Origin of the sequence: Streptomyces coeruleorubidus, assembly GCF_028885415.1 — a bacterium.
GTDB lineage: Bacteria > Actinomycetota > Actinomycetes > Streptomycetales > Streptomycetaceae > Streptomyces > Streptomyces coeruleorubidus_A.
Map to the genome: position 1 here is coordinate 5462692 of NZ_CP118527.1, position 17797 is coordinate 5480488.

General features: G+C 71.6%; 14 protein-coding genes. 10 read left to right on the top strand and 4 right to left on the bottom strand.

Annotated features, from left to right (window positions below; genetic code table 11):
* Positions 1-129 precede the first annotated feature (129 nt).
* The 7 genes from PV963_RS25400 to PV963_RS25430 are packed head-to-tail and all read left to right on the top strand — an operon-like array spanning position 130 to position 8774.
* Positions 130-1659 (top strand): FAD-dependent monooxygenase, encoded by a 1530-nt coding sequence (locus PV963_RS25400; protein ID WP_274818048.1) that lies wholly within the window; start codon positions 130-132, stop codon positions 1657-1659.
* 2 nt (positions 1660-1661) lie between these two features.
* Positions 1662-3704 (top strand): acetate--CoA ligase family protein, encoded by a 2043-nt coding sequence (locus PV963_RS25405; protein ID WP_274818049.1) that lies wholly within the window; start codon positions 1662-1664, stop codon positions 3702-3704.
* Between the two features lie 11 nt (positions 3705-3715).
* Positions 3716-5389 carry a (2,3-dihydroxybenzoyl)adenylate synthase gene (locus PV963_RS25410; protein WP_274818050.1) on the top strand — a complete coding sequence of 558 codons (1674 nt, stop codon included), beginning with the start codon at positions 3716-3718 and terminating at the stop codon, positions 5387-5389.
* A complete protein-coding gene (locus PV963_RS25415; RefSeq protein WP_274818051.1) occupies positions 5379-6467 on the top strand; it encodes a cupin domain-containing protein in 1089 nt (362 codons plus the stop codon). The genes PV963_RS25410 and PV963_RS25415 overlap by 11 nt, the downstream gene beginning before the upstream one ends.
* A complete protein-coding gene (locus PV963_RS25420; protein ID WP_274818052.1) occupies positions 6464-7297 on the top strand; it encodes a fumarylacetoacetate hydrolase family protein in 834 nt (277 codons plus the stop codon). Before PV963_RS25415 ends, PV963_RS25420 begins: the two co-directional genes overlap by 4 nt.
* Positions 7294-8007: a maleylpyruvate isomerase family mycothiol-dependent enzyme gene (locus PV963_RS25425; RefSeq protein ID WP_274818053.1), complete on the top strand. Its 714-nt coding sequence runs from the start codon at positions 7294-7296 to the stop codon at positions 8005-8007. The genes PV963_RS25420 and PV963_RS25425 overlap by 4 nt, the downstream gene beginning before the upstream one ends.
* 35 nt (positions 8008-8042) lie before the next feature.
* A complete protein-coding gene (locus PV963_RS25430) occupies positions 8043-8774 on the top strand; it encodes an alpha/beta fold hydrolase (protein WP_274818054.1) in 732 nt (243 codons plus the stop codon).
* Between the two features lie 508 nt (positions 8775-9282).
* Here PV963_RS25430 and PV963_RS25435 read toward each other — a convergent pair.
* Together PV963_RS25435 and PV963_RS25440 are read right to left on the bottom strand one after the other, a co-directional pair.
* A complete protein-coding gene (locus PV963_RS25435; protein WP_274818055.1) occupies positions 9283-10500 on the bottom strand; it encodes an MFS transporter in 1218 nt (405 codons plus the stop codon).
* A 62-nt stretch (positions 10501-10562) separates the two neighbouring features.
* The gene (locus PV963_RS25440; protein WP_274814173.1) at positions 10563-11765 is read right to left on the bottom strand and encodes an IS110 family transposase; all 1203 of its coding nucleotides are present in this window, start codon (positions 11763-11765) and stop codon (positions 10563-10565) included.
* Positions 11766-12474: 709 nt separating this feature from the next.
* On the opposite strand from PV963_RS25440, the gene PV963_RS25445 reads away from it, so the two are divergent.
* From PV963_RS25445 to PV963_RS25455, 3 genes are all read left to right on the top strand, one after another.
* Positions 12475-12648 carry a hypothetical protein gene (locus PV963_RS25445; protein WP_274822114.1) on the top strand — a complete coding sequence of 58 codons (174 nt, stop codon included), beginning with the start codon at positions 12475-12477 and terminating at the stop codon, positions 12646-12648.
* Positions 12649-12729: 81 nt separating this feature from the next.
* Complete coding sequence (locus PV963_RS25450; RefSeq protein ID WP_274818056.1) at positions 12730-14364, top strand: PucR family transcriptional regulator; 1635 nt, start codon at positions 12730-12732, stop codon at positions 14362-14364.
* A gap of 293 nt (positions 14365-14657) precedes the next feature.
* Positions 14658-16121 (top strand): amino acid permease, encoded by a 1464-nt coding sequence (locus PV963_RS25455; RefSeq protein ID WP_274818057.1) that lies wholly within the window; start codon positions 14658-14660, stop codon positions 16119-16121.
* Positions 16122-16286: 165 nt separating this feature from the next.
* Here the strand turns inward: PV963_RS25455 and PV963_RS25460 are convergent, their stop codons facing one another.
* Together PV963_RS25460 and PV963_RS25465 are read right to left on the bottom strand one after the other, a co-directional pair.
* Complete coding sequence (locus PV963_RS25460) at positions 16287-17144, bottom strand: AraC family transcriptional regulator (protein WP_274818058.1); 858 nt, start codon at positions 17142-17144, stop codon at positions 16287-16289.
* Positions 17145-17300: 156 nt separating this feature from the next.
* The gene (locus tag PV963_RS25465) at positions 17301-17744 is read right to left on the bottom strand and encodes a type II toxin-antitoxin system PemK/MazF family toxin (protein WP_274818059.1); all 444 of its coding nucleotides are present in this window, start codon (positions 17742-17744) and stop codon (positions 17301-17303) included.
* Positions 17745-17797 lie beyond the last annotated feature (53 nt).

Consider the following 17797-nt stretch of genomic DNA (forward strand, 5'->3'; position numbering starts at 1 on the left):
ATCAGCCGTAACGTCAGGCGGCTCGGCCCTTCATTTGCGTAACAAATGATTGACGCCCGTGTAGTGAGTGACACACAATGTCGATGTGCGGGGCGGCTCGCTCCGATACTGGACATGGAGGCACAAGCCATGGTTTCTCGGATCGCGTGCGTGGGAGGGGGCCCCGGCGGGCTGTTCTTCGCAACGCTCCTCAAGCAGGCCGATCCGTCGGTCGAGGTGACGGTCTTCGAGCGGAACCGCCAGGACGACACCTTCGGTTTTGGCGTGGTCTTCTCCGATGCGACCCTGGCCGGCATCCACGCCGCCGACCCCGTCCTGCGCACCGCTCTCGCGGAGCACGGGCGTCACTGGGACGACATCGAGGTACGGCTCAAGGGGCAGCGGATCCGCTGTGGCGGCAACGGCATGGCGGCGATCACCCGCAAGACCCTGCTCCAGTTGCTGCACCGGCGGGCGGCGGAGGTCGGTGTCGATCTGAAGTTCAGCCACGAGGTCCCCGCCGATCCGGCCCAGCTGGCCGACTACGACCTGATCGTGGCCGCCGACGGGGCGAACTCGCGCTTCCGTGACCGCCTCGCCGACGTGCTGGTGCCGGAGGTGGAGGTCGCGACCGCAAAGTTCATCTGGTTCGGCACGACGTATCCCTTCGACGGCCTGACCTTCGTGCACGAGCACGGGCCGCACGGCACGTTCGCCGTGCACGGCTACCCGATCAGCGACGGCGTCAGCACCTTCATCGTGGAGACGGACGAGGAGTCCTGGCGCAGGGCGGGGCTCGACGAATTCGACACCTCGCAGCCGCCCGGCCCGAGCGACGAGAAGACCAAGGCGTACCTGGAGAAGCTCTTCGCCGAGCAGATCGACGGCCACGAACTGCTGGTCAACAACTCGCGCTGGGGCAACTTCCGCACCCGCCGCACCCGCCGCTGGCACAGCGGCAACGTCGTCCTGCTCGGCGATGCCGCCCACACCGCCCACTTCTCCGTCGGCTCCGGCACCAAGATGGCCATGGAGGACGCCATCGCCCTCGCCGGCAGCCTGCTCGCCCACCGCGACGACCTGCCGGCCGCCCTGGAGGCGTACGAGGCGGCGGCGCGGCCCTCGGTGGAGAAGATCCAGGCCTCCGCCCGGCCGAGCCTGTCCTGGTGGGAGCACTTCGGGCGCTACCACGACGCGTTCGAACCGACCCGGTTCGCCTTCCACTTCCTCTCCCGCAGCATCGGCAAGGAACGGATCGCGCGCCGCGACCCGGAGTTCGTCGAGCAGGTCGTGGGGGACTGGCGGGCGGCGCACGAGGGGCGGGACCCCCTGGAGACGCCGTTGCGGGTGGGCGGGCAGGAGTTCGCGGGGCGGTGGGTGACCGGCGCCGACCTCGCGGGGCTTGCGTGCCTGTCGCTGACCGCGCCGCAGGGCGAGGCGCAACTGCCCGCCGTGTACGAGGAGTTGGCCAGTGCCGTGAGCGGTACGACCCCGCCGCAACTGGTCGCCGTCCACGCCGGGACCGCCCTCACCCGGCAGCTGCTCGCGGAGCAGGCCCGGCTGGTGCACGGGGTGCCCGCGCTGATCGTGGAGGACGGGATGGACGACGACCGCGCCGAGACGCTGCTGCTGTCCGGGCGCGCCGATCTGGTCGGTTCCACGGAAGAGGGGCGGGCGTAGCCATGACCACGAACCTGATGCCGCTCTTCGCCCCCGAGGGCGTGGTCGTGATCGGCGCCTCGCGGCAGAGCGGCAAGCTCGGCGCCGCCATGGCCCGTTCCCTGGCCGCCTTCCCCAGGGCCCGCGCCCTCGTCAACGCGCGCCGCCCGGACCCCGGCGAGGGTGTGTACGCCTCGGTCGCCGAAGCGGCCGAGCACGTCGGCGGACGGCTCGACCTGGCCGTGCTGTGCGTGCCGGCGGCCGGCTGCGCGGACGCGCTCGCCGAGGCGGCCGCAGCGGGCTGCCGTGCCGCGCTGATCTGCGCGGGCGGCTTCGGCGAGGCGGGCCCGGAGGGCGAGGAGTACGCGGAGGCGGTGCGCCGCGTCGCCGACGAGACCGGCATCCGGCTGCTCGGCCCCAACACCTCCGGCTTCTTCGCGCCTCATCTCGGCCTGACGGCCAGCTTCGTGCCCGCCGCCGGGCAGCTTCCCGCCGGGGACGTCGCGGTCGTCGCGGCCAGCGGTGGCGTCAACCACGCGCTCGCCTTCGACCTGGTGACCGCCGGGAACGGCATCAGCCTCGGTGTGGGCATCGGGGCGGGCCTCGACGTGACGGCGGCGGACGTACTGGAACACCTCGCCGGGGACGGTCGTACGACAGCCGTGGCCCTGCACCTGGAGACGGTTCCGGACGGGCCGCGGCTGGTGGCCGCCGTACGGCTGGTGGCCGCCGTCAAGCCGGTCGTGGCGCTGGTCGTCGGCCGCAGTGACGTCGGTGACTTCGCCCGGTCGCACACCGGGGCGCTGGCCACGAGCTGGCGTACGACAAGGGCCGCGCTGCGGCAGGCCGGGGCGGTGGTCGTGGACGACGAGCGGGAGATGGTGGACGCGCTCACCGCGCTCTCCCGGGTCCAGCTGCGTCCGCACCCGGACCCGGGGCTCGGCATCGTGACCGCCCAGGCCGGGCCGGGGCTGCTGCTGGCGGACCGGGCAGGCACGGACGGCATCCGGACGCCGGAGCTGTCCGAGGCCACGCAGCGCACGCTGGGCGGGCTGCTGCCCCCGCTCACCTACCAGCGCAACCCGGTCGACACCGGCCGGCCCGGCGAGACCTTCGCCCGCGTGCTCGACACCACCGCCGCCGACCCGGAGGTGGACCTGCTGTCCGTCTACGCCCTGACCGAGCCCGACAGCGTCGACCTCGCCTCGGCCGCCCAGGACGCCGGCCTCGGTGCCGATTCCCCGGCCGTGGTGGTCGTCGGCGGCCTCCCCGAGGACGTGGCCGAGCAGCGGGCGCGGCTGCACAAGGCGGGAATTCCGGCACTCACCGGACCGGCGTCCGCCGCCAACGCCGTACGGGCGCTGGTGACCCATGCCCGACTGCGGGCCCTGCCGGTGGACGGGGCCTCGCCGCCGCCGATCGCCACCGTTCCCCCCGGCCCGATGGACGAGGACGCCGCCAAGACCTTCCTCGCCGACCTCGGCATCCGCACCCCGGACCGTGTCGCCTGCGACACCCCCGCCCACGCCCACTACGCCCTGCGCCTGCTGGGCGGGCCCGTCGCGGTCAAGGTGCTCGACGCCGCGATCCTGCACAAGACGGAGGTCGGCGGGGTCCACCTGGGCGTGCGCACCCCCGACGAGCTGGATGCGGCGCTGGACGCCATCGGACGCGACCGGCGCTGTCTGGTCGAGGCCATGGCCCCGGCCGGTGTCGACCTCGTGCTCGGCGTGCGCCGGGACCCCGTGTTCGGGCCGGTCGTGCTGGCGGGGCTGGGCGGTACGGCCACCGAGGCGCTCGCCGACGTGGCGATCCGGCTCGCCCCGCTCCCGGTGGCCGAGGCCGCCTCGATGCCCGACGACCTGGCCGCCCGTGCCCTGCTCGACGGCTGGCGCGGCGGGCCGGTGCTCGACCGCGCCGAGTTCGGGCGGGTCGTGTCCGCCCTCGCCGCCGCCCTGGCCGCGAGCCCCGACACCGCCGAGATCGAGATCAACCCGCTGCGGCTGACTGCCGATGGACTGATAGCCCTGGACGCCGTGATCGTACGCACGGCCGACCGCACCTGAGGAGAACGACCATGCCAAGGCCGAGCAGCAACGGCGCTGTCCCCTGGCCCGCGGAGTACGCCGAGCGCTACACCGCGAAGGGTTACTGGGAGGGCCACGCCATCGGCGACCGGCTGCGCGCCGCCGCCGACGCGACTCCCGGCGCGGTCGCGCTCGTGGACGGCGACCGCCGCCTGACGTACCGGGGGCTCGCCGAGCGCGCGGACGCCGCCGCACGGCGCCTGGCCGCGCTCGGGCTCCGCCCCGACGACCGGCTCGTGGTGCAGCTGCCCAACACCGCCGAGTTCGTGATCCTCACGTACGCCTGTCTGCGCCTCGGGGTCATCCCGGTGATGGCGCTGCCGGGGCACCGCAAGCACGAGGTCGGCTACCTGGTCGAGCACAGCGAGGCGGTCGCCGTCGCCGTCCCCGACTTCCTCAAGGACCACGACCACCAGGCGATGGCGTTCGAGATCGCCGAGGAGTCGTCAACCCTCCAGCACGTCCTGGTGCTCGGCGACAAGGTCGGCGACGGCGCCGTGGACCTGCGGGAGTTGTGCGCCGCGCCCGGCACGCCGGCGGACCGGGCCGTCGTGGACGCGTACCGGCCCGACAGCCGCTCGATCGCCGTCTTCCTGCTCTCCGGCGGTACGACCGGTCTGCCCAAGCTCATCGCCCGCACGCACGACGACTACGTCTACAACGCCCGTCGCAGCGCCGAGGTCTGTGAATTCGGGGCGGACACGGTGTACTTCGCCGCGCTGCCCCTCGGCCACAACTTCCCGCTCGCCTGCCCGGGCCTGCTCGGCACGCTGCTGCACGGCGGCCGGGTGGTGCTGGGTTCCCCCAACCCCAAGAAGGCGTTCGCGCTGATCGAGCAGGAGGGCGTCACCGCTTCGGCCCTGGTCCCGGCCATCGCCCAGCGCTGGCTGGACCACCACCGCGACCACGCGGAGGCCGACCTGAGCTCGCTGCGCGTGCTCCAGGTCGGCGGCTCCCGGCTCGCCGACCACGTCGCCCGCCGCGTCCGCCCCGAACTCGGCTGCACGCTCCAGCAGGTGTTCGGGATGGCCGAGGGCCTGCTCAACTACACGCGGCTCGACGATCCCGAGGACGTCATCTGCACGACGCAGGGACGCCCCATGTGCCCGGACGACGAACTCCTCGTCGTCGACGAGCTGGGCGACCCCGTCCCCGACGGGACCCCCGGCGTGCTGCTCACCCGCGGCCCGTACACCCCGCGCGGCTACTACCGCGCCGAGGAGCAGAACGCCCGCGCCTTCACCGAGGACGGCTGGTACCGCACCGGTGACATCGTTCGGCTGCTGCCCGACGGCAACCTCGTCGTCGAGGGCCGCGACAAGGACATGATCATCCGGGGCGGGGAGAACATCTCCGCCGAGGAGATCGAGAACTTCGCCTACCAGACCCCCGGCGTCGCCCGCGCCGCCGCCGTGGCGATGCCCGACGCCGAACTCGGCGAACGAGTCTGCCTCTACGTCGTACCGGAACCGGGCCGCACGGTGACCCTCGACGACATCCACCACGTCATGGAGCGCGCCGGTATCGCGCGTTTCAAGTTCCCGGACCGGCTGGTGACGGTCCCCGAACTCGCCGCCACCAAGGTCGGAAAGATCGACAAGAAAGCGCTGCGCGCCGACATCACGCGCCGGCTCGACGCCGAAGGAACCCTCGATGACCAGTGACACCGTCATAGCCCCGGAGGAGACGGACCCCGAACTCCGCAAGCTGTACGACGGATTCCAGGCGGCCGGACTCATCCCCCTGTGGACCGAGATCGGCAACCTCATGCCGCTCACCCCGCAGCCCGAGGCCGTCCCGCACGTCTGGCAGTGGGACACCCTGCTGCCGCTCGCCCGCCGGTCCGGCGACCTGGTCCCGGTCGGGCGGGGCGGGGAACGCCGCGCGATCGCGCTCGCCAACCCCGGCCTGCCCGGACGGCCGTACGCGACTCCCAACCTCTGGGCGGCCATTCAGTACCTCGGCCCCCGCGAGGTCGCCCCCGCGCACCGTCACTCGCAGGGCGCCTTCCGGTTCATCCTGGAGGGCGAGGGCGTCTGGACGGTCGTCAACGGCGACGCGGTCGAGATGCGGCCCGGCGACCTGCTCCTCACCCCGTCGATGCACTGGCACGGCCACCACCACGTCGGTGACGCGCCGATGGTGTGGCTGGACGGCCTCGACATCCCGCTCGTGCACCGCCTCGACGCCGGGTTCTTCGAGTTCGGCGAGGACGGCGTGTCGGACCGGTCGACCCCGACCCGGTCGCGCAACGAGCGGCTGTGGGGCCGTCCCGGGCTGCGCCCGATCGCGGCCGAGGACAGCCCTGACTCCCCGCTCATGGCCTACCGTCGGGCCGACACCGACGACGCCCTCACCGCCCAGCTGGAGCTGGAGGACGAGGGGTACGCGGGGGTCATCGAGCCCGGCCACGCGGGCATCCGCTTCACCAACCCCGGCACCGGCCGTGACGCCCTGGCCAGCCTGCGCACCGAGATGCACCGCCTGCGCGCGGGCGCTACGACAGCCACCCGCCGAACCGTCGGCTCCTCCGTCTGGCAGGTCTTCCACGGAAGCGGGACCGTCACCCTCGACGACCGCGTGATCGAAGTGTCCGCCGGCGACCTGATCGCCGTCCCCTCCTGGTGCGCGCTGACCATCGCCGCGCACACCCAGCTCGACCTGTTCACCTTCAACGACGCGCCCCTCTACGAGGCGCTCAACCTCGCCCGCACCGAGACGACCGGGAGCACCCGCGCATGAAGCTCGCCACCATTCGCACTGCCGACGGCACGGCGGCCGTCCGCCTCGACGGCGACCGGGCCGTGGAGACCGGAGCCCCCGACGTCGCCGCCCTGCTGCGCCGCCCCGACTGGCGTACGTACGCGGCCGCCGCCGACGGCCCGGCCCACGACGTGGCGGCTCTCGACCTCGCCCCGGTCGTCACGACCCCGGCCAAGATCTTCTGCGTGGGCCACAACTACCGCACCCACATCGCGGAGATGGGCCGCGAGATGCCGTCGTACCCCGCCCTCTTCGGCAAATTCGCCAACGTCCTGCTCGGCGCGCGCGACGACATCGTCCATCCCGGCGAGACGGAGGAGCTGGATTGGGAGGCCGAACTGGGCTTCGTCATCGGCTCCGGGCTGCGCCGCCGGGCCACCGAGGAGGAGGCGGCGGCCGCGATCGCGGGCTACACCGTCGTCAACGACATCTCCATGCGCGACTGGCAGTGGCGCACCCCGCAGTGGCTCCAGGGCAAGGCGTGGGAGGCCAGTACGCCGGCCGGACCCTGGCTGGTGACCGGCGACGAGGTCGACGACGCGGCCGACCTGGAGATCCGCCTCGAGGTGGACGGCGAGGTCATGCAGCGCTCGCGCACGTCCGACCTGCTCTTCACCCCGGCCCACATCGCCGCTTACCTCAGCACGTTCACGACCCTGGAGCCGGGCGACCTCGTCCTCACCGGCACCCCGGGCGGGGTCGGCGCGGCCCGCGATCCCAAGGTGTTCCTGAAGCCCGGGCAGGTCGTACGGACCGTGGTCGAGGGCATCGGGGAGTGCGTGAACACGATCGTCGAGGACAAGCCGTGAAGGTCCCCGTCGCCACACTTCTGGACTGGGTCGAGGACGGGCAGCTCGCGCTGCAGCGGGCGGTCGACGCGCTGACCGCCGACGCGGTGACCGAGCCGTCCGCCCTGCCCGGCTGGACCCGCGGCCACCTGCTCACCCACCTCGCCCGCAACGCCGACGCCCTGGTCAACCTGCTGACCTGGGCCCGGACGGGGATCCGTACGCCCATGTACGCCTCGCCGGACCAGCGCGCCACGGACATCGAGGCGGGCGCCGGACGGCCCCTGGCCGAACAGCGGGCGGACGTACGGAAGTCCGCCGCCCGGTTCCGGAACGCCGCCGAGGCCCTGTCCGGCGACGCCTGGTCGGCCACGGTCGTCAGCGGTCAGGGGCGCGAGATCCCGGCCTCGGAAGTGCCCTGGCTCCGGGTCCGCGAGGTCTGGATCCACCTGGTCGACCTGGACGTCGGTGTCGGCATGGACGTCCTGCCGTCCGACCTGGCGTGGGCCCTCGTGCGCGATGTGGCCGGGTGGATGTCGGCCCGCCTGGGGGCGGACACCGGGGCCGAGCTCACGGCGGAGGGCCACGGCACCGTCGTGCTCGGCACGCCCTCCACCGGTGTCACGGTCACCGGACCGCCGTACGCCCTCGCCGCCTGGCTCACCGGCCGGGGCGGCATCGACGAGCTGCTTGTCACGGGTGAACTCCCGGGCGTTCCGCGCTGGTTGTGAATCCAGCTTTCATCATTCGATCAAGGGAGATCGGCATGAGCGAGACCTTCGTCCTGGTGACCGGAGCCTGGCACGGCGGTTGGGCCTGGCGCCCGGTCGCGAACGAGCTCAGGGCGGCCGGACACGAAGTGCACACCCCGACCCTGGCCGGTCTGGGCGCCGACGACGACCCGCGCGGCGTCACTCTCACCGACTGCGCCGACAGCCTCGTGGCATACGTCGAGAGTGCCGGACTGAACGACATCACCCTGGTCGGCCACAGCTGGGGCGGTTACGTTCTGACCGGCGCGGCCCCGAGGCTCGCTGCCCGAATACGGCGCCTGGTGTTCTGGAGCGCGTTCGTGCCGAACGACGGCGAGTCGCTGATCGACGCGTGCCCGCCGCACTACGGCGAGATGTTCCACGCCCTGGCGGCCGCCCCCGGCAACGACACGGTGACGCTGCCCCTGGAGGTCTGGCAGCAGGCGTTCATGCAGGACGCCGACGAGGAGACACAGCGCATCGTGCACTCCCTCCTCGTCCCCCAGCCCCTGGGCACCTTCACCGAGAAGCCGGACACGTCGGCGTTCACCGCGCTAGACCTCCCTACCGCCTACGTCCTGTCCACCGAGGACCTCTCCCTGCCCGGCGAGTGGGCCTGGGGCAACCGTTTCCCGCAGCGGCTCAAGAACCCGCTGATCGTCCAGACCCCGGGCAGCCACGAGGGCTGCTTCACCCGCCCCGCCGAACTGGCCGACGCCTTCGTCCGGGTCTGCGCCGCCCGGTAGCCGAGCGGCAACCCGTGCTGCGGAGCTGCCGGGTGTCCTGGGAGGCGGGGCCGGCCTTCGGCGCCACGTGGCATCCGGCGCGGGGGTCCTGGGTCCGACGGCCGAGAGGGCTGTATCTCCAGGGGCTGTTGCCATTGCTGCACGTGCCGCCGTGCTCGGTGGTGTGAGCCGTGCTCGGTGGTGCGAAGGGTGCAAGCGAGGAGCCTGCGCATCTTGACTGCCGTCTCGCCTGTGCGATCTCGACAAACTGCTTCGGCATGGTGCCACCATGGGGGAGCGCGGACGCCTGGAACCCCAGGTCAAGCCTATGGCCTGGGGGTTTTGTGCGTGCCGTCCTGTCCGGGCGGTGGTGGGTCTGGCGGCCTACGCATTGGATGTGCCGTGACCTGCTGCTTTCGTCGATTGGTTCATGCCTGGTCAGTTCCGGCTGTCGACGGGGTGCGCGAGGGGAGTGGCCGCCGGCGGCCGAGGGCTTCCCTGTTGCCGCGCGGTCGATCGTTCATACGGATCACGTCACCGTCCGCTCGGGGCGCAGGAACATGGCCAGGAGGAGGCCGAGGGCGCAGAAGGCCATGCCGGCGACCATCACCAGCGACGGGCCCGAGTGGTCGAGGGCGAGGGAGCCGAAGAGGGCTCCCAGGGAGATGGAGACGTTGAAGGACAGGACGTAGAGGGAGGTCGCCGCTTCCCGCGCGTCGGGGGCGCTGCGGAGGACCAGGGTCTGCAGGGCGACCGGAAGCGCGGAGTAGGCGAGCCCCCAGCCCAGCAGGAAGACGACCGCCGCCGGCTTCCAGGTGCCGGCGGCGAGCAACAGGGCCATCGAGCCGCCGGTACCGACGATGAGGCCGAGAACCACCGTGCGCAGCGCCGGGCCGCGGTCGATGACCGCTCCTGCCAGGAAGTTGCCCGCGACGCCGGCGGCGCCGAAGGAGAGCAACAGTATGCCGATCATGTTCGGGGCCACGCCGACGTTCCGGAGAAGGAAGGGGGTGACGTAGGTGTAGGCGGCGTAGTGGCCGATCACGACGACGGCCGTCACACCCACTGCGGTGCGCAGGTTGCCGGTCCTCATCAGGCGCGGCAGCTCGGAGAGGTAGACGCCGCCGCGCGCGGGCATCGGAGGCATCAGCACTGCGGCGGCGGTGAGCGCGACGGCGCTGCAAGCGGCCAGGGCCCAGAAGGCGGCACGCCAGTCCAGCCACTGGCCGACGATGGTGCCGAGGGGGACTCCGAGGACCGTGGCCAGGGAGATGCCGGAGAACACGACGGCCGTCGCCCGCACGGAATGGGCCGGTGGCACCAGCCGTACGGCGATGCTCGCGACGATGGCCCACAGCACGCCGTGGATGAATCCGATCAGCAGTCTGACGAGCATCAGCCACACGTAGTTCACGGCCAGGGCGGTGAGCACGTTGCCCACGACGAACACCGTGAGGATGACGAGGAGCAGCCGTCCGCGGTCGAGACGGCGGGTGGTCGCGGTGAGGACCGGGGCGAGGATGCCGGCGAACAAGCCGTAGAGGGTGACCGTCAGCCCGACGGTTCCTTCCGAGACCCGCAGACCGGACGCCATTTCGGGGAGCAGCCCGACGGGCATCGTCTCGGTGGCGGTCACGGTGAAGACGCCGAAGGCGACGGCGACGACCGCCAGCCATCCTCGGGTGGACGTGTGCGGCGGCACGGGGGGTGCCGTTGCGGTGGACGGTGATGTCTGTTGCTGACCCATGGGTGCCAACGTCGTGCTCCGGGAGGGGGGAGGGAGACCGGGGGGTGCCTCTATGTCCTTCGTCAAGCGAGGCGTGGGGTTCTGGGTTCGTAGAAGGTGCCGTCGCGGAGCATCGCGAACAGCACGTTGATCCGTTGCCGGGCGAGCCGGAGGAGGGCCTGTGTGTGGGTCTTTCCTCTGGTCCGGCACTTGTCGTAGTAGGTGCGGGAGGCGGGATCGTGCAGGGCGGCGAACGCGGACAGGAACATCGCCCGTTTGAGCTGCCGGTTGCCGCCCCGTGGGGCGTGCTCGCCGTGGATCGAGGTGCCCGACGACTTCGTGGTCGGGGCGAGGCCGGCGTAGGAGGCCAGGTGCGCGGCGGTGGGAAAGCTGGTGCCGTCGCCGACGGTGACCAGCAGCGTGGCGGCGGTCCTGACGCCGACGCCGGGCAGCGACGTCAGGACCTTTGAAAGAGGGTGGTCCTCCAGCAGGGCTGCGATCTGGGCTTCCGTCGCCCGTCGCTGTTCATGGACGGCGCTGAGCGAGCGGGCCAGCGACGGGATCACGATGTCGAGCGTGCCGGTGCCCGGAACGACGACGGTCTGCTCGTCGAGGGCCTCGAAGATGTCGTCGATCAGCCGCTTCGCCATCCGGGGAGCCTTGGGCCGGATCACCTCAACGAGCCTGCGGCGGCCGGCTTTTCGCAGCGCGGCCGGAGATCCGTAGCGTTCCAGCAGCCAGGTGACGGCCTGATGGTCGAGCCGGGGGCCGAGGACGCGCTCCAGGCTGGGGTGGAACTGGGTGAGCAGGCCGCGGATGCGGTTGCTGGTGCGGGTGGCCTCAGCCGCGAGGTCCTGGTCGAAGCCGACCAGAACTGTCAGCTCGGCGGTGATCTCGTCGCTGACCTCCAGCGAGCGCAGGGTGTGTGGCATCGTGCGGGCCGCGTCGGCGATGACCGCGGCGTCCTTCGCGTCGGTCTTCGCCTCGCCGGGGTAGAGATCGGCTATCCGGCGCATGGCGAGTCCGGGCAGGTAGGCGACCTTGCAGCCCGCGTCGCGGGCGACCGTCAGGGGCAGGGCGCCGATCGAGGCGGGCTGGTCCACGATCACCAGGACGGTGCCGAACTTGGTCTTCAGCTTGGTGAAGACGTCCCGCAACTTCGGTTCGGTATTGGGCAGCTGCTTGTCGAAGACCTTCTTGCCGGTCGGGGTGAGGCCGTGCCCGTGGTGGGCGCTCTTGCCGACGTCCAGGCCGAGGAAGACGCCTATCTCGTCGCTGTCGTTCAAGCCGTCCTCCCGAACGGGTTGGTGCGGTACTGGCCCGGGCGTTGGCGTCGTGCGCGCATCCACGTTATGCAGACCTGCCGCCTGCGAAGGGCCGGGCATTGCGCCCGGCCGGGCGGTAGTCGGACCTCTCATCAGCGTCTCCCACGGCGCCTCTCGGGCCCGGTGGCACCACCCCCCAGGTCATCCGTTCGACAGGGGGGACCAGCCATACCGGGCCCGGAGGCCAGTGGCCCTCTTGCAGGACCGCGAAGAACATAACGGGGGCGGGGAGCCCCTGGGCGGCAGCGGCGCGCAGCAGTGACTTCTCTTCCCGTTCGAAGGACTTCAACGCCCAGCGCGTTGTACACGTGCTCCACCAGCCGGTGGTCGGAGAGCCGGCCGAGAACGCGGCATCGATCGGCGTCTCCGTGGTCCACAGTCCGTGCCCTCGGCCTCCGCAACGGCGTCGCCCACACGGAACTGAAGCTCGACAGCCACGGCACCCCGAAGATCATCGAGGTCGGCGCGCGCCCGCCCGGGGACCACATCATGACCCTGGTCACGGAAGCCACCGGCATCGACGAGGCCCGCGCCTACCTCCAGACGGCCCCGGGCATGCCGCCGGACCTCACCCGGAGCCGCGACGAAGCCGCCGCCATCCGCTTCCTCCTCCCACCCCACGCGGGAACCCTCAACCCAGGTCACCGGCCTTCCCGAAGGCCCCCACGTCATCGCCACCGCCCTCACTCTCCGCCCCGGCGACCCGGTGGGCGACCCCCCGGACAACCTCCAACGCGTCGGCTGGATCACGGTGCGGGGGGCCACGGCGACGGAGGCGGACGCGAGGGCGGCCGAAGCGTTGAGCACGGTGAGGGGGGAGGTGAGGGCGTCCCGCGACAGCTGACCTGTCCACGCCGCCCCTGCGGATAGCATCAGATCTCCGCCATGGCTCCCAGCAGAGGCGACGATCATGGATCCGGCCGCAGTGTCTCCCACCGCAGCGAGCATCGGCCTGCGTCAGTTGCTGATGGTGCTGGGGGACTCGTTGGTGGAGGTGCAGGCCGCTCCCGCCGGGCTGGACGTCGAGATCCGTGGGGTTTCGCTGCTCGATCCCGAGGATCCGCCGACCGCACAGCCGGGCGAGCTGGTTCTCGTGATCGGTGCCCGTGGCCGGGCCGCTTTTCCCGCACTGCGGGCCGCCGGGCGGGACGGAGCCGCTGCCGTGGTGGTCAAGCTGGACGGGCCCGGCCAGGCCGCGGCGCTCAGCGAGACCGCTGCCGAGGCCGGGGTCGCCCTGCTCTCGCTGCGCAGCGAAGCACGCTGGGAGCAGGTGAACGCGCTGGCCCGGGCCGCCCTCGACGACGCACCGCCGGGCGAGCCCGGCATGGGGGCCGAGGAGGGCGACCTTTTCTCGCTCGCCCAGACCACCGCCATCCTCACCAGCGGCATCGTCAGCATCGAGGACGCCGCGAACCGGGTGCTGGCCTACTCCCGCACCACCGACTCCGACGAGGCGGACGACCTGCGTCGGCGCTCCATCCTCGGCTGGCAGGGACCGGAGGGGTATCTGGCGAAGCTGCGTGAGTGGGGTGTGTTCCAGCATCTGCACTCCAGCGACGAGGTGATCGGTATCGACAGCCACCCCGAGCTGGGCATCCGCCGTCGGCTCGCGGTGGCCATCCGGTCCGGGGACCGGCAGTTGGGCACCATCTGGGTGCAGGAAGGCTCGATTCCGCTGTCCGACCGCTCGCGCCAGGCACTGCTGGGTGCCGCCCGGGTCGCGGCGCTCCATCTCGTACGCCGTCGCCGGGAGCTCTCGGACGATGTGACGCTCACCCGGACCCTGCTGGCCGGACTCCTGGACGGGAGCACCGGACCGCAGCCGCTCGCCACCCACCTGGGATTCGACGCCACCCGCCCGGCCGCCGTGCTGGGCTTCTCGTACGGGACCACGCAGGCGTACGAGACTCCGGAGGGCGTCGCCGCACCGGAACTGACCCACACCGAGGTCACCAACCTGGTCTCCGTGCACATCGCCGCCCGGCACCGCAGCGCCCTGGTCACTCAGGTCGATCCCCGTATCTATGTGCTCCTGCCCCAACTGCCCCGCGGCATCGACACGGACACGCTGCGCGGCTGGACCCAGGAGATCACCGACGCCGCACGCCGCCACCTGGGCCTGCCGCTGCGCGGCTCGGTCGGTTGCCTGGTGCCGAGGCTCGGGGACGTCCCCGAGTCACGCCGGGAGGCCGACCGCATACTCGACGCCATGGTGAGCGCCGGAGTGACCGTCGCGGTCGCCGCGCTGCCGGACATCCAGGCGGAGGTGCTGGTCAGCGAGATACTGACGTTGCTCTCCGCCCACCCCGAGATACGGGATCCGCGACTGACCGCCCTGCTCTCGCACGACAGCCGGCACCAGGGCCGGCTCGCCGAGACCCTCCTGACGTACCTGAACTCCTTCGGTGACATACGGGCGGCCGCCGCACAGCTCCATGTGCACCCCAACACGCTGCGGTACCGCCTCCGCCGGGCCGAGCAGCTGACCGGCCTCGATCTCAGCCGTCCCGACCAGCGTCTGCTGGCCATGCTCCAGCTGCGGCTGCCGCCCACCAGCTGAACCGGTTCCGCATTGGCCGCCTGTACAGCCATCGAGGGCGAGTTTGTTCAGACTTCACAAACATTTGGCCCCATGAGCCCCCATACGCTTGCGCAAATCCATTTCCGCAAGTGATGCGGCCCACCTCCCACGAGGAGACGGAGCAGTACGCGGACGTGCGGTGACGACCACGTCACCAGTACGGCATCCGGATTCCGCGAACCGCACCGTGAACGCTTCCGGGAATCGTCAGTGCCCCGGCCGTCCCTCCTGACGCACAGCACGGCACTCCCAACGACCCCATGGATGTCGACATGACTACACGTCCCCCTGATTCTCTGGCCTCCGACACCGCCGCACCCACCAGTGGTCAGCCTCCGGAGCAGCAGGCAGGTCTTCAGGCCGGTCTCAAGAACCGCCATCTGTCCATGATCGCCATCGGCGGGGTGATCGGTGCCGGTCTCTTCGTGGGCTCCGCCTCCGGTATCGCTGCCGCCGGGCCCGGCATCCTGCTGTCCTACGCACTGGTCGGCGCCCTGGTCGTCTTCGTGATGCGGATGCTCGGCGAGATGGCCGCGGCCAACCCGACCTCCGGATCCTTCTCGGCCTACGCGGACCGGGCGCTCGGCCGCTGGGCCGGGTTCTCGATCGGCTGGCTGTACTGGTTCTTCTGGGTCGTCGTACTCGCCGTGGAGGCAACCGCGGGTGCGGTGATCCTGGAAGGGTGGGTGCCGGCCGTACCGCAGTGGGCCTGGGCTCTGATCGTGATGACGGTCCTCACCGCCACGAACCTGGCCTCGGTCGGCTCCTTCGGCGAGTTCGAGTTCTGGTTCGCCGGCATCAAGGTCGTCGCCATCACGGGCTTCATCGTTCTCGGCGGGCTGGCGATCTTCGGTGTGCTGCCCGGCTCCGACCATGCCGCGACAGGATTCGGGAACCTCACCGAGCACGGCGGCTTCCTGCCGAACGGGCCGGGCGCGATCCTCACCGGCATCCTGCTGGTCGTCTTCTCCTTCATGGGCAGCGAGATCGTCACCCTCGCCGCCGGTGAGTCCTCGGACGCGCAGCGGGCGGTGGCCAAGGCCACCAGGAGCGTGATCTGGCGGGTCGGCGTCTTCTACGTCGGCTCGATCCTCGTCGTGGTCGCCCTGCTGCCGTGGAACGACCCCGCGATCCAGAAGAAGGGCTCGTACGTCGCGGCCCTCGACTCGATCGGCATCCCGCACGCCGGCGAGATCATGAACTTCATCGTGCTGACCGCCGTGCTGTCCTGTCTCAACTCCGGCCTGTACACCGCCTCCCGGATGGCCTTCTCCCTCGGGCAGCGCGGCGACGCCCCGCGGTCCTTCGTACGGACGAACACGCGAGGTGTGCCGCAGGCCGCGATCCTGGCCTCCGTCGTCTTCGGCTTCGTGGCGGTCGCCTTCAACTACCTGTGGCCGGACACGGTCTTCCAGTTCCTGCTGAACTCCTCGGGCGCCGTCGCGCTCTTCGTGTGGCTGGTCATCTGCTTCTCGCAACTGCGGATGCGGGGGATCATCCTGCGCGAGAGCCCGGAGAAGCTCATCGTCCGGATGTGGCTGTTCCCCTATCTGACGTGGGCGACGATCGCGATGATCGCGTTCGTGCTCGTCTACATGCTCACCGACGAGAAGGAGGGCGGCGGCCGCAGCCAGGTGCTGCTCTCGGTGCTCGTCGCCGCGGTGGTGATCGCGATCTCGTTGGTCCGGGAGCGGTCCCGGCGGAAGGACACCGCGGAGGCGGTCGCGCCGCGATAGTCGCCGCGGACTGCCATGAGCGGCTCTGAGTGGCTCTGAGCGGCTCGTGAGCGGCTCCGAGTGGCTCGTGAGTGGCTGGGGTGGGTGTGGGGCTTTTCCCCGAGCCCACTCCCGGCTCTGCCGAAAGCCCCAGGTCGGATCGATTCCGGCCTGGGGCCTTCGGCGTCAGCGGGTGGACTCCCGTTCCACCGGCAGCCACAGCTCGGCGTCCGCCCTCGTCCCGTCCGCCGACAGGTCGGTCCGCAGGATCTCCGGGCCGGGGCGGCTGCGGTACGGGTTGGAGGGGAACCACTCGGTGAACACGTCCCGCCACAGTTCCTGGATGGCCTGCGGCGCCGGGCCGGAGGTGGTGAAGACCGCCCAGGTGCCGGGCGGGACGGGCAGGGTGGTGATGCCCGCGGGGGCGTCCGCCGGGGCGGACGTCGCGGTGATCACCGCCTGGTAGTAGTCGAGCTCGGTGCCCTCGGCGCGGCTCGGGTCCAGGTCGTCGCAGACCGCGACGATGCCGTGCGGCTCCTGGTCCGAGAGCTTTCCGAGGCGCTCCAGGGCCTGCTTGTCGATCCCGCGGACGAAGTCGACGATCGCCTGGTTCGGGCCCGAGTGCACGAGCGGCACCCGGGACTTGAAGCCGGCGACCGTGAAGGCCGGGCGGTCCACTACTCGGTACTGCATGCTGCTGCTCCCTTCGACGGTGAGACGGAAGGTCAGCCGGGGCTGGGAGACGAGCGCGGCGCCGGTGCGCCGGGCCTCGCCCGGGCCTACGCCGTGCATCGCGCGGAACGCCCGTGCGAACGCTTCGCCCGAGCCGTAGCCGTAGCGCACCGCGATCTCCAGCAGCGTCTCGCCGCCCGCGAGCACCTCCGCGCCCGCGACGGTCAGCCGCCGGCGGCGCAGGTACTCCGACAGGGGCATGCCTGCCAGCGCGGAGAACATCCGGCGCAGGTGGTACTCCGACGTGGCCGCGATCCGCGCCAGCTCGGCGACGTCCACGGACTCGTCGAGGTGGCGCTCGATGTGCTCCATCGCCTGGTTGAGCCGCTCTGGCCGATCCGCCCGGCTCTCGCGGTCGGTCGTCGCGTCCAGTTGACGCGCTCAGTCGACCTTCACGATCGTCGCGCCAGGCCCGCGCCAGGCCCGCGGCATGTTCCCGCGCGGACACCGCACCGTGAGCCCCCGCTCTCACCCGGCCAAGTACCGGACCTGGTCCCACAGCGCCGGGTCAACCACCCCGACGCGTCTCCGGAAGCCCCACACCGGGACCTCCCGCAGCTCGTCCGTCTCCAGGAAGCTCGCGCGGCCCTGGGTGTCGCCGACCAAGCCCGGGGGGAGGGGGATCACGCCGGTGCGCTCGCGCCGGAACCGGGTGGTGATCTTCGCTACGGTCGCCCGCTCCCCGCGCACCGCCAGCACCAGGCAGGGCCGGTCCTTCGTGCGGGCCTCGTCCTCGTAGGGAACGTCGGCCCACCAGATCTCCGCCGGCTGCGGCAGGCCCGCCACCGTGGCGGTTCCCACCGCCGTCCGGCCCCGCCGCGCCACCGACCGCCGCCCCCAGCCGTCGACGAGCGTGGCGACGAGCGCGAGCAGTACCACCGCGGCGAGCGCCAGCCACCAGGACGTGTCCATACTGAGACGGTACCGGCGCCATCCCTCCCCCGCGCCCCCCTCGCAAGGATCAC